General features: G+C 31.7%; 14 protein-coding genes and 5 tRNA genes. 3 read left to right on the top strand and 16 right to left on the bottom strand.

Going from position 1 to position 12426, the window contains the following annotated elements; genetic code table 11:
* Positions 1 to 20 precede the first annotated feature (20 nt).
* The 15 genes from rplL to rpsU all read right to left on the bottom strand — a co-directional run bounded on the left by rplL (position 21) and on the right by rpsU (position 6460).
* Positions 21 to 398, bottom strand: a complete 378-nt coding sequence (gene rplL / locus ASC36_RS04510; protein WP_055425301.1) for a 50S ribosomal protein L7/L12 — start codon at positions 396 to 398, stop codon at positions 21 to 23.
* A 52-nt stretch (positions 399 to 450) separates the two neighbouring features.
* Positions 451 to 975 carry a 50S ribosomal protein L10 gene (gene rplJ / locus ASC36_RS04505; protein ID WP_055425300.1) on the bottom strand — a complete coding sequence of 175 codons (525 nt, stop codon included), beginning with the start codon at positions 973 to 975 and terminating at the stop codon, positions 451 to 453.
* An 18-nt stretch (positions 976 to 993) separates the two neighbouring features.
* Complete coding sequence (gene rplA / locus ASC36_RS04500) at positions 994 to 1686, bottom strand: 50S ribosomal protein L1 (RefSeq protein WP_055425299.1); 693 nt, start codon at positions 1684 to 1686, stop codon at positions 994 to 996.
* An 11-nt stretch (positions 1687 to 1697) separates the two neighbouring features.
* Positions 1698 to 2141, bottom strand: coding sequence for a 50S ribosomal protein L11 (rplK, locus tag ASC36_RS04495; protein WP_055425298.1), 444 nt, complete (start codon positions 2139 to 2141; stop codon positions 1698 to 1700).
* Positions 2142 to 2187: 46 nt separating this feature from the next.
* Positions 2188 to 2733 (bottom strand): transcription termination/antitermination protein NusG, encoded by a 546-nt coding sequence (gene nusG / locus ASC36_RS04490; RefSeq protein WP_055425297.1) that lies wholly within the window; start codon positions 2731 to 2733, stop codon positions 2188 to 2190.
* Between the two features lie 14 nt (positions 2734 to 2747).
* Positions 2748 to 2954 carry a preprotein translocase subunit SecE gene (gene secE / locus ASC36_RS04485; RefSeq protein WP_055425296.1) on the bottom strand — a complete coding sequence of 69 codons (207 nt, stop codon included), beginning with the start codon at positions 2952 to 2954 and terminating at the stop codon, positions 2748 to 2750.
* A 14-nt stretch (positions 2955 to 2968) separates the two neighbouring features.
* A tRNA-Trp gene (locus ASC36_RS04480) sits at positions 2969 to 3041 on the bottom strand.
* A gap of 40 nt (positions 3042 to 3081) precedes the next feature.
* Entirely contained in the window at positions 3082 to 4269 is a 1188-nt protein-coding gene (gene tuf / locus ASC36_RS04475; RefSeq protein WP_055425295.1) for an elongation factor Tu, read from the bottom strand.
* A gap of 181 nt (positions 4270 to 4450) precedes the next feature.
* Positions 4451 to 4522: transfer RNA gene (locus ASC36_RS04470), tRNA-Thr, on the bottom strand.
* Positions 4523 to 4535: 13 nt separating this feature from the next.
* Positions 4536 to 4608, bottom strand: a tRNA-Gly gene (locus ASC36_RS04465).
* Between the two features lie 83 nt (positions 4609 to 4691).
* Positions 4692 to 4774, bottom strand: a tRNA-Tyr gene (locus tag ASC36_RS04460).
* 9 nt (positions 4775 to 4783) lie between these two features.
* Positions 4784 to 4857 (bottom strand) — tRNA-Thr (locus ASC36_RS04455).
* Between the two features lie 131 nt (positions 4858 to 4988).
* A complete protein-coding gene (gene hpf / locus ASC36_RS04450) occupies positions 4989 to 5279 on the bottom strand; it encodes a ribosome hibernation-promoting factor, HPF/YfiA family (RefSeq protein ID WP_055425294.1) in 291 nt (96 codons plus the stop codon).
* A 1-nt stretch (position 5280) separates the two neighbouring features.
* On the bottom strand, positions 5281 to 6189 hold the full coding sequence (locus ASC36_RS04445; RefSeq protein WP_055425293.1) for a tyrosine-type recombinase/integrase: 909 nt from the start codon (positions 6187 to 6189) through the stop codon (positions 5281 to 5283).
* Between the two features lie 76 nt (positions 6190 to 6265).
* The gene (gene rpsU, locus ASC36_RS04440) at positions 6266 to 6460 is read right to left on the bottom strand and encodes a 30S ribosomal protein S21 (protein WP_055425292.1); all 195 of its coding nucleotides are present in this window, start codon (positions 6458 to 6460) and stop codon (positions 6266 to 6268) included.
* A gap of 217 nt (positions 6461 to 6677) precedes the next feature.
* On the opposite strand from rpsU, the gene ASC36_RS04435 reads away from it, so the two are divergent.
* The 3 genes from ASC36_RS04435 (at position 6678) to lpdA (ending at position 10481) form a co-directional block, all read left to right on the top strand.
* The gene (locus ASC36_RS04435; protein ID WP_055425291.1) at positions 6678 to 8216 is read left to right on the top strand and encodes a glycine--tRNA ligase; all 1539 of its coding nucleotides are present in this window, start codon (positions 6678 to 6680) and stop codon (positions 8214 to 8216) included.
* A 169-nt stretch (positions 8217 to 8385) separates the two neighbouring features.
* Positions 8386 to 8940 (top strand): YcxB family protein, encoded by a 555-nt coding sequence (locus ASC36_RS04430; RefSeq protein WP_055425290.1) that lies wholly within the window; start codon positions 8386 to 8388, stop codon positions 8938 to 8940.
* A gap of 137 nt (positions 8941 to 9077) precedes the next feature.
* Positions 9078 to 10481 (top strand): dihydrolipoyl dehydrogenase, encoded by a 1404-nt coding sequence (lpdA, locus tag ASC36_RS04425; RefSeq protein ID WP_055425289.1) that lies wholly within the window; start codon positions 9078 to 9080, stop codon positions 10479 to 10481.
* A gap of 1054 nt (positions 10482 to 11535) precedes the next feature.
* On the opposite strand, the gene bla is transcribed toward lpdA, so the two are convergent.
* Positions 11536 to 12417 carry a class A beta-lactamase, subclass A2 gene (bla, locus tag ASC36_RS04420; RefSeq protein ID WP_055425288.1) on the bottom strand — a complete coding sequence of 294 codons (882 nt, stop codon included), beginning with the start codon at positions 12415 to 12417 and terminating at the stop codon, positions 11536 to 11538.
* Positions 12418 to 12426: the final 9 nt, after the last annotated feature.

The raw sequence follows: 12426 nt of genomic DNA, 5'->3' as shown, positions 1-12426 counted from the left end.
TTATTTTTAGGTAGAATGAATTATTTCAATTCAACTTCAGCTCCAGCTTCTTCAAGCTGTTTTTTAAGACTTTCTGCTTCGTCTTTAGCTACTCCTTCTTTAATCGGAGTAGGAGCTCCATCTACAGCATCTTTAGCTTCTTTCAGACCTTTACCTGTAAGATCTTTAACTAATTTAACAACAGCTAATTTGTTAGCTCCTGCAGCTTTAAGAATAACATCGAATTCAGTTTTTTCTTCCGGAGCACCAGCATCAGCACCAGCAACAGGTGCAGCCATAGCTACAGCAGCAGCAGCAGGCTCAATACCGTATTCTTCTTTTAATATTTCAGCTAATTCATTAACTTCTTTTACTGTTAAATTTACTAGAGTTTCAGCTAATTGTTTTAAATCTGCCATTTTTAATTTTGTTTTAATTTTTGTTTAACAACTATTTAATATGAGTGTGAAATTATCCTTCTTTTTCAGATAAGGTTTTAACTAAACCAGCAATGGTATTTCCACCTGATTTAAGGGCAGAAACAACATTTTTAATTGGAGATTGAAGTAATCCAATAATTTCTCCAATAAGCTCTTCTCTAGATTTAAGATTTGCCAGTGTTTCTAATTGAGCATCTCCAACAAACACTGCAGAATCTATCCAAGCAGCTTTTAATAAAGGTTTTTCAGTTTTCTTTCTAAAATTTTGTATCAATTTAGCCGGAGCATTTCCTTTATCAGAAGTGAAAATAGTAGAGTTACCTTTTAGACTTTCAAAAACTCCTGAAAAATCTTTATCTTCTACATTTTCCATAGCTTTTCTAAGAAGGGTGTTTTTAACAACCTTCATTGAAATTTCACCTTTGAAGCAAGCTCTTCTTAGTTCTGAAGTCTGTTGTGCATTTAATCCATCAGTATCAGCTATATATAATACATTTGTACTTTCTAGTACTTCCTGTAATTCTTTAATTACCTCTGTTTTTTCTTGTTTTGTCATGATTTGGTAAAATTAAAATTAGTTAATACCTTTTGGATCAATAGCAATACCCGGACTCATAGTAGAGGATAGGTATATACTTTTCACATAAACTCCTTTTGCAGCTTGAGGTTTTAATTTTATTAAAGTAGAAATGATTTCTTGTGCATTTTCCTGAATATTTTTTGCATCAAAAGATACTTTACCTATTGCAGCATGTACAATTCCATATTTATCAACTTTAAAATCTATTTTACCCGCTTTCACTTCTGATATTGCTTTTCCTATTTCAGTAGTAACAGTTCCGGTTTTAGGATTAGGCATTAATCCGCGAGGGCCTAAAACTCTACCTAAAGGACCTAATTTACCCATTACTTGTGGTTGAGTAACGATTACATCAACGTCTGTCCAACCATCTTTAATTTTTTGAAGATAATCATCTAATCCTACGTAATCGGCACCGGCGTTTTTAGCTTCTTCTTCCTTATCTGGAGTAACTAGAGCTAAAACACGAGTTTCTTTACCAGTACCGTGAGGTAAAGATACCACTCCTCGCACCATTTGATTAGCTTTACGAGGGTCTACACCTAAACGTACCGCTATATCCACAGATGCATCAAATTTAGTATAGCTAACCTCTTTAACTAAATTGGAAGCTTCCTCTAATGTATAAAGTTTTGATTTATCTACTTTAGCAACTACTGCTTTTTGTTTTTTCGTTAAAACTGCCATGATTCCTACAATTAATTATTAAAGGGATTTTGCCCAGTTACTCTAATACCCATCGATCTTGCTGTACCTGCGACCATGCTAACTGCTGATTCTATAGTAAAGCAATTTAAATCTACCATTTTATCTTCAGCAATTTGTTGTACTTGATTCCAACTAACGGATGCTACCTTATCTCGGTTGGGTTCACCGGAACCTTTTTTCGCTTTAGATGCTGCTAAGAGCTGAACAGTTACAGGAGGAGTTTTAACTACAAAGTCAAATGATTTATCCTCATATACAGTAATGATAACCGGTAATACTTGTCCTTGCTTGTCTTGTGTTCGGGCATTAAATTGTTTACAAAACTCCATAATATTAACTCCGGCAGCACCTAAGGCAGGTCCTACAGGTGGTGAAGGATTAGCTTGACCTCCTTTCACCTGGAGTTTTACCATTTTAAAAATTTTTTTTGCCATTTTAATTTTTACTTAAAAATGTTTTATTTATATCTGTGGAAGCAGCCTATATTTTTTCAACTTGAGAGAAACTTAGTTCAATTGGTGTTTTTCTTCCAAAAATCAATACCATAACATCTAATTTTCTTTTCTCTTCATTTATTTTTTCGATGGTTCCATTAAATCCATTAAATGGTCCATCAATAACTTTTACAGTTTCACCAAATACAAAAGGAATGTTTACAGTATCTTCAGATTCTGATAATTCATCCATTTTACCAAACATTCTACTCACTTCACTTCGTCTCATTGGAAGTGGATCTCCTCCTTTAGTAGCACTTAAAAAACTAATTACACCGGGAATATTCTTTATAGTATGAGGTAATTCACCAATTAAATTAGCTTCAACCATAACATAACCGGGATAATAAACTTTTTCTTTACGAATTTTTTTTCCGTTTCTAATTTGTACTACTTTTTCCATAGGTACAACTACTTGGCCAAGATTTTTTTTAAGATGTTCATATCTTACAACCTCATTTTCAATGTACATTTTTACCTTAGATTCTTGTCCACTGATAGTTTTAAGTACATACCATTTCATTTCATCCATCACTTCCAAATTTATTAAGATTTTAATCCTATTAAAATAGAATAAATATTTTGAAGCGCTTTAGCAAAAATCCAATCTACGCCAAAGCAGAATACAGCTAAAATGATCGATGTAATTGCTACAACTGTTGTTGAGGATTGCAGATCGGACCATTTAGGCCACTCGACGTGATCTTTAAATTCTTCTATTGCGCCCTTTAAATACTTAATGAGTCCGTTCATTTATTTTTATTTTGCGCGGGCGGAAAGATTCGAACTCACGACCTTTGGTTTTGGAGACCACTGCTCTACCAGCTGAGCTACACCCGCTTAAAAAAGAAAGAACTTAAAGTTCTTTCTTTTATTATGATTAATCTAAAATCTCTGTTACCTGACCTGCTCCAACAGTTCTACCACCTTCACGGATAGCAAATCTTAAACCGTTATTAAGTGCGATTGGTTGATGCAATTCAACTGTAATAGTTAAGTTATCACCAGGCATTACCATTTCAGTTCCTTCAGGTAATGTAATTGTACCGGTTACGTCAGTAGTTCTAACGTAGAACTGAGGACGATAGTTATTATGGAATGGAGTATGACGTCCACCTTCTTCTTTAGTTAGGATATAAACTTCAGCTTTGAATTTTTTGTGAGGTGTGATTGAACCCGGTTTAGCGATAACCATACCACGACGAATATCAGTTTTTTCAATACCTCTTAATAATAATCCTACATTATCTCCAGCTTCACCTCTATCTAATATTTTTCTAAACATTTCAACTCCTGTTACAGTAGATGTTAATTTTTCATCTCCCATACCAACTATATCTACAGCTTCACCTGAGTTAATAACCCCAGCTTCAATACGTCCTGTAGCTACAGTTCCTCGACCTGTAATAGAGAAAACGTCTTCAATTGGCATTAAGAATGGCTTATCTTGATCACGAACTGGTAAATCAATCCAACTATCTACAGCTGCCATCAATTCGTCAACAGTAGCAACCCATTTAGGATCCCCATTAAGTGCACCTAAAGCAGAACCTTGAATAACAGGAGTGTTATCTCCATCATAGTCGTATGAAGATAATAATTCTCTTACTTCCATTTCAACTAGGTCTAATAATTCGGGATCATCAACCATATCCACTTTATTCATGAATACAACGATTTTAGGTACGTTTACCTGACGACATAACAAGATATGCTCTCTAGTTTGAGGCATAGGCCCATCTGTAGCAGCAACCACCAAAATAGCTCCGTCCATTTGAGCAGCACCGGTAACCATGTTTTTTACATAGTCAGCATGCCCTGGACAATCAACGTGTGCATAGTGACGATTTTCTGTTTGATATTCTACGTGTGCAGTATTGATTGTAATCCCTCTTTCTTTTTCTTCAGGAGCGGCATCAATTTGAGAGAAATCTCTTTTTTCTGCTAACCCTTTTTCTGCTAATACTTTTGTAATAGCAGCTGTTAAAGTCGTTTTTCCGTGGTCTACGTGACCGATTGTACCTATATTAAGATGTGGTTTGGTACGCTGAAAAGTTTCTTTTGCCATGATAAATATGTTTGTTTATATTTCCAAAAATGAGTGCAAATATACTCAATTTTTTTTAAATAACAATAGCTTATAAAAAATAAATACTTTTTTATAAACAACTATTGTGTAATAAAATATTTGATATGTCTTTAAGAAAGTTTAGGCTTATTTTTTTTGATCGTAAGCTTGGATAAATGAGAGCCAATGACGGGAATTGAACCCGTGACCTCGTCCTTACCAAGGAAGCGCTCTACCCCTGAGCTACATCGGCTGAAAAAAAATTGAGCGGAAGACGAGGGTCGAACTCGCGACATTCAGCTTGGAAGGCTGACGCTCTACCAACTGAGCTACTTCCGCTTATTTTTTTGATTACCTTTGTAATTCGATCCAAAGGTAGAATATTTTTTTTGAATTACAAAAAATTTTTTTTATTTTTTTTGTGGGGAGAGGAGGATTCGAACCTCCGAAGGTAAAAACCAACAGATTTACAGTCTGTCCTCGTTGGCCGCTTGAGTATCTCCCCTTCAAAACGAGCCGGTAGAGGGATTCGAACCCACGACCCCGAGATTACAAATCACGTGCTCTGGCCAACTGAGCTATACCGGCATTAATTTTTTTATTTCAAAGAAAATATTCTGTTATTTTCCTAAGATCATTATCTTTGTCTAACGGATTGCAAAGATAGATAATTTTTTAATATTTCCAAATTTTTAAATAAAAAAAAACTCTTTTTTTATCTATATTTTTTCTTTTCGTTTGATTATCATCTTTTTAACTGCTTCACAGGCCGAATCAATACTTTCTTCAAATGTAATGGATGTTTTTTTAGCTACTAACTCATCGCCGGGGACTTCCAAAACGATTTCCGTAGTTTTATTTTCTTTATTTCCAGAGTTTTCCAGTTTTAGGAATATATTCGCATTTATAATTTTGTCATAGTATTGTTCTAATTTAGACACTTTTTTGTTTAAAAAAGTCAACAGGGTGTCTTGTGCATTAAAATTTACTGCTTGTACGTTGATTTTCATTTTATTTATTTTTATGCCCAAAAGGATGGGAAAGGTTAAATACTTTTTTTAAATCTTCAATAGTGTTGTAAGTGTAAACCTGTGTTGCTGCTAAGCTGTTGTGACCCAGTAATTCTTTAATGGAATTAATTTCTGCTCCGTTGTGCAAAAGATGACTTGCAAAGGTGTGGCGAAGCATATGAGGGCTTCTTTTCTCTTTAGTTGTCACTATACTAAGATATTTATGTATCAAGTTATATATGTACTTTTCACTTAAGGTTTTACCTGTTTTATTAGTAAATAAATATTCATAAGGTATACCAAACTTGATTTTATAAGCTAGAAATTTACTTATTTGATTTGATAATTTTTGAGTAATAGGTATCAGTCTTTCCTTATTTCTCTTTCCTGTAACAATAATAGTATTTTTGTTTAAATCTATTTTAGAAGTTTTAAGTTGCAGAAGTTCCATTCTTCTAATACCTGTTTGGTAAAATATCTCAAAAATGAGATGATTCCTAATAGTTTCAAAAGAATCTGAATTTTCATTTTCTGCTTCACTGGTATGTATATAGTTTTCGATTGAATAAATTTCATCTTCTGTGTAAGGGACTAGAATTTTTTTCTTTTGTTTGAGATTTAGTAAGTATATCGTTGGATTTATTTCCAAATAACCAATTTTCAATAAAAATTTAAAAAAACTTCTTATAGATGAAATCTTCCTATTAATAGATTTTTCTGATAGTTTTTTATTGGATAGATATATGATAAAATTCCTTAGTTGTCTGGCAGTAGCTTGGTCTATATCAGAGATGCCTTCAGTTTCTAAAAGAAAGATTTGTAGATCAAGCAAATCTCTTTCATAGCTTTGTATAGTATTAGGAGAATAATGTTTTTCTAAGTTAAGGTATTCAAGAAATTTTTGTAACATATAAAAATAAAAAACCTATTTTTCAAAATTAAAAATAATTTTGAAAAATAGGCTAATATTTTATAGAAAAAGTTTCTTAAGCTTCTTCTTGACTTTGCAATCTTTGTTTATAAGCTGCTCTAATAACCTGTTGCCTCTTAGTAACAGAAGGTTTAATAAACTGTTGTCTTTTTCTTAATTCTTTTACAACACCAGTTTTATCATATTTTCTTTTATACTTTTTTAAAGCTTTATCGATAGACTCTCCATCTTTTACTGGAATAATTAACATAATAACATCTCTTTTTTGTTCTTCATTTATTTTCGAAGCGCAAATATATGAAGATAATTTGCAAACACAAATTTATTTTTAATAATTGACAGAAGATTGGCATAGGTTATTAAGAATTGTTTATTTTTCAAAATAGAGGTCTGCAGCGGTTATGTGGTAATATCTCATTTTTTATAGTAAATTTGAACGTTGAATATAAATATCTAACCAAGTATATATGAAATCTCAAGAAGATGTTTTAAAAAAGGTTGTTTCCCATGCAAAGGAATATGGGTTTGTTTTTCCTTCTAGTGAAGTTTATGATGGATTGTCAGCCATTTACGATTACGGTCAAAACGGTGTTGAATTAAAGAACAATATTAAACAATATTGGTGGAAAGCAATGGTGCAGTTGAATGAAAATATTTTGGGATTGGATTCTGCTATATTTATGCATCCTACTATTTGGAAGGCTTCCGGACATATTGATGCTTTTAACGATCCGTTAATTGATAATAAAGACAGTAAAAAGAGATTTCGTGCAGATGTACTAGTAGAAGAATTTGCAGAAAAATTTGAAGATAAAGCCAAAAAAGAAATTGAAAAGGCAAAAAAAAGATTCGGGGAGGCTTTCAATCTTGAACAATTTGAGGCTACCAATCCTAAAGTTTTAGAATGTAGAAAGCAAAAAGCGGATATTTTACAAAGACTGGCTAAATCCTTGGAAACTAATTTGGCAGATACAAAAGCTTTAATAGAAGAATTGGAAATTTCTGATCCTGAAACAGGCTCTAAAAATTGGACTGAAGTTCGCCAGTTTAATTTAATGTTTGGAACGAAATTAGGCTCAACTGCTGATTCTGCTACAGATTTATATTTAAGACCTGAAACTGCACAAGGTATCTTTGTTAACTATTTGAACGTTCAGAAAACAGGAAGAAAAAAATTACCTTTCGGAATTGCACAAATCGGAAAAGCGTTTAGAAATGAAATTGTTGCAAGACAATTCATTTTTAGGATGAGAGAATTTGAACAGATGGAAATGCAGTTTTTTGTACCTCCCGGCACAGAGCTATCTTATTTTAAAGAATGGAAGGAAAAACGATTGAATTGGCATTTGGCATTAGGATTAGGTAAAGATAATTATAGATTTCATGATCATGAAAAATTAGCCCATTATGCTAATGCTGCAACAGATATTGAATTTAAATTTCCATTTGGATTTAAAGAACTTGAAGGAATTCATTCCAGAACCAATTTTGATTTATCAGCACATGAAAAATATTCCGGTAAAAAGCTTCAATACTTTGATCCGGAGCAAAATAAAAGTTATGTGCCTTATGTAGTAGAAACTTCTATTGGATTAGATCGCATGTTTTTAGCCCTTTTATCTAAATGTTTGAAAGAGGAAACATTAGATGACGGTTCCTCAAGAGTTGTATTGAATTTACCACCGGCTTTAGCTCCTAATAAAGTAGCTATATTTCCACTGGTTAAAAAAGACGGATTGCCGGAATATGCTGAAAAGATTTTCAATGACTTAAAATTTGATTATAATATAATGTATGAAGATAAAGACGCAATAGGTAAACGATATCGCAGACAAGATGCTATTGGTACTCCTTACTGTATTACCATAGACCATGACACGCTCACCAATCATACAGTTACTATAAGAAACAGGGATACTATGAAGCAAGAAAGGATTTCGGTAGATTCCTTGCGTGAAATAATAGGAGAAAATATTGAATTAAAATCTCTTTTGAAAAAAATATAAAAGATACTCTACCTTTATAAACGGTATTTATACATATTCCTACCTTTACTATTCTCAGATATCAATTAATTTTATAAAATAGGGAGATAGGAATATTTATTTATAATTTTTAAATCTATAAATAAAAATTGGTCGACATAAATAATACGGATTTCATACATTTACAATTATGAAAGATTATACTTTTACCTATAAAATTTCAGCAGATGATTATCTCAAACATCAGCTTTTTGGTGCTTCGATGAATGATAAAGTTAAACAACAAAGGAAAAAAGGTTTGCTTTTATGGACTTCCGCTTTTTTTATTCTCGCCATAATTTTTGTTTTTTTTAGAAATTATGCATTGGCCATTTATTTTGGAGTATTCGGTATAGGGTTTATTTTTATATATCCGATTTATTCCCGTTGGATTTATAAGCGATATTATAAACGTTTCGTTTATCGAAACTTTAATAAAACCAAATTAGAAAATATTGGCCTTAGCTTTTCAACAAGTGATATAACTATTACCAACGGTGAAAATGAAGGGAAAATACCTGTTTCCAGTATTGAAATAATTTATGAAATTCCTTCCCATTTTTTTATAAAATTAGACAGGGGAAGAAATATTATTATTTCTAAATCTCAAATTGAAGCTAAAGATTTACTTTCTAAAACCTTAATTGATTTGGCAGAATCAAAATCAATTCCGTATGAAAAAATGATGAATTGGAAATGGAAATAAACCTTTTTAGACTTTTAAATAACCAAGTATTCTTATTAAAGTAAAAAGTAATATTCAAAATATAAAATGGTGTATAGGTGTGTAAGTTGAACGTATATTTTTTATTTTTGAATTCCAATCTATTAGTAAAATAAATCATGAGGAATTTCGATATCGTAATAATTGGATCCGGACCTGGAGGATATGTGGCAGCCATTCGTTGTGCACAATTAGGATTTAAAACCGCAATTGTGGAAAAATATTCCCATTTGGGAGGCACTTGTTTAAATGTGGGATGCATACCATCCAAATCTTTATTAGATGCTTCCGAACTTTATGATAAAGCGTTATACCAATTTAAAGAGTTAGGAATTGAAATTGCGGATCCAAAGGTTGATTTTAACAGAATGATTCAGAGAAAAAATGAAGTGGTAAAACAGACATGTAAAGGAATCAACTTTCTGATGGAAAAAAATAAAGTTACGGTTTTTCACGGTATGGGAACTTTTAAATCTTCTACTCAATTGGTGGTTAAAGACGGGGAAGGAGATGTGAAAACTCTTGAAGCTCAATATTTTATTATAGCTACTGGTTCCAAACCTGCAAATCTACCGTTTGCTCCTATAGATAAAGAACGTTTGATTTCATCCACAGAAGCTTTAAACCTTAAAGAAATACCTAAACATTTATTAGTTATAGGAGGAGGAGTTATTGGATTAGAATTAGGTTCTGTTTATAAAAGGTTAGGAGCAGAAGTAACGGTCATTGAATTTTCAGATAACTTAATTCCTACTATGGACGGGGGAATATCTAAAGAGTTACTGAAAGTGTTAAAAAAACAAGGTATGAAATTCTCTTTATCTACTCAAGTTACCCAGGTGGAACGAGAGGGAGATCAAGTACTTGTTCATGCAGTGGAAAATAACGGTAAGAAGATCATTTTTGAAGGAGATTATTGTCTAATCGCTGTAGGAAGAAAGTCCTATACCGAGAATCTTGGATTGGAACAGGCCGGTATTGAATTGGATGATAAAGGAAGAATACGAGTAAATGAGCACTTACAAACCAATGTTCCTAATATATATGCTATTGGGGATGTGATTCACGGACCTATGTTGGCACACAAAGCTGAAGAGGAAGGAGTTAGGGTAGCCGAACAGTTGGCTGGACAAAAAACGCATATAAATTATGACCTTATACCCGCCGTGGTTTATACTTGGCCTGAAGTGGCAGGAGTTGGAAAAACTGAAGAACAATTGATAGAGGAAAAGCACAAATATAAAACAGGACAATTTCCGATTCGTGCTTTAGGACGTGCCCGTGCCAGCGGCGATACGGATGGATTTGTGAAAATATTGGCTGATGAAGCTACCGATGAAATTTTAGGTATACATATAATAGGTGCCCGCGCAGCCGATTTAATTGCAGATGCTGTTACCCTATTGGAGTATAGAGCTTCTGCTGAAGATATAGCAAGAATGAGCCATGCACACCCTACTTATGCTGAAGCCATTAAAGAAGCCGCATTAGATGCTACCGGAAAAAGAGCAATCCATTTTTAAAAGTATATAAAAAAATATTTGGATTATATTTTTTAATGATGTATTCAATATAGAAAATTATCATACGATTGTATAATTAAAAAATCTAATTTATGTTTTTTAAAGTTGTAATTATCTGAAAAAATACCATCAACCCATTCAACAAGTTCCTGAATTTTTTCTTTCTCTCTAATTCGTATTGTTGTTTCAATATTTAAAATAAAACTATATTTTGCAAAGTTTAAGTAATCTAAGTAAGCTATTTTTCAGTCAATAACGTAAATTTTAGAATTTATATATAATTATCTTTAGAATACCTTAAATATCAAAAATTTATTTTCTTAAAGTATTCATAAGAATATATATTAATTTTTTGCTTTATCTTTTTTAGAAAAAGAATTTATAAAATTAATAGCTAATAATTAAATATATAAAACTAATATAAACATGAATCATTAAATTGATCAGATATAAGTTTAATGATTATATAATAAATATAGAAAAAATAAATAAATATTGAAATGCTAAGTACATATAAAATAATATATATATTTTTTTTATACGTCTATTTCATTTCTTTTTTATCTCTAAATTGATAATTTGTTTTTATTTATTCAATAATATTTTTCCAATAAAGCATCTTTTTCTTTCAGCATGCGTTCATATAAAGCTTCTTTTTCATTATAGAACTCAACAATTTTAGCAACAGGGTTGGATGCACAGTTGATTATATTTGTTAAAAATGAACTTTCTACTTGATCCTTAAAAGTATTGATGTAGTTATAAGTTGCCTCACCATCTATATTTTGAGTAGCTTCTACCGAAACTTTTAAGGTTATAGCAACCTTTTTTAGAACGGAGTCATCATAAAAAACTTTGGATGACGAAATGTGTATAGATATTTATAATTTGCTGAATATAGTTAAAAATCCCAGCCCACACTTAGAGATAGAATACTTAAATGAATAAGAAAAGAAATGCAATAAATGATATAGTTAGTCGTAATTAAATGAAAACCGAAATGATTTTTTAATTCATTCCGGTTGTAATCTAATTTAAGTATATGTCTATATTTTTATTTATTCTTATAAAATTTGTACACAATAGTAGATATATCGGCAATCATACGAGCATTGGTTGGATCGTCTTCCTTAGAATCTTTTATAAAAACTGCAATAGAGTATTGCTTTCCATTAGGTAAATAAACAAAACCTATATCATTATCAGCGGCTTTTAACCCTTCTGAGTTTCGAGAAGAGCTTCCCGATTTATGCCCTATTAAAACTTTTTTAGGTAAAAATGCTTTCAGCTTATCGGAGCCTGTTTCAGATTTAGCCATTGCTTGGATTAAAAAATCTTTATAATTTTTGCAAAAGATGTCTTTAGTTATAAAGATATTCAATAATTGCGCAGCCTCTAACGGAGTAGTCCAATTCAAGTATTGATTATTGAATTCTTGGCTCAGTTCCTGTTCCGTAGCCTCAATTGAAAATTTTTTACTTCCTAAGGTTCGTAAATACATATCTGTCATTTGAGTACCGTTCATATAATAATATAAAGCATCAGATGCATTGTTATCACTTTTGGATACCGTATAAGACAACAAATCGCCAATAGAAATATAAAAATTACCTTCCGGGTGCTCATTTGCTAATGGACTGTATGTATCATTTTTCATATCTGATTTTTTTAGATATAATTTGGATTCCAATGAAAGTAGATTTTTGTTCATATAGTCCAGTAAAGCGAGTGCTTGATGAAATTTAAAAACGCTTGCTGCCGGATATTCAATATCGTTATTTACAGTTAATGTATCTTTACTATCATAAATTACAGCCACTCCTACGGTGGCTTTTTTATTCTCGATTATAGAACGAATTTCTTTTTCCAACTTTTGTTTTTGTGCATGAAGTGAACAAAAAGGAATAGATAGGAAAAATAACATAAAATATTTCATCAGATAAAG

This window comes from Apibacter mensalis (genome assembly GCF_001418685.1).
Lineage (GTDB): Bacteria > Bacteroidota > Bacteroidia > Flavobacteriales > Weeksellaceae > Apibacter > Apibacter mensalis.
Note: the sequence above shows the minus strand (reverse complement) of the source record. Positions and strands in the feature narration are given on the sequence as shown.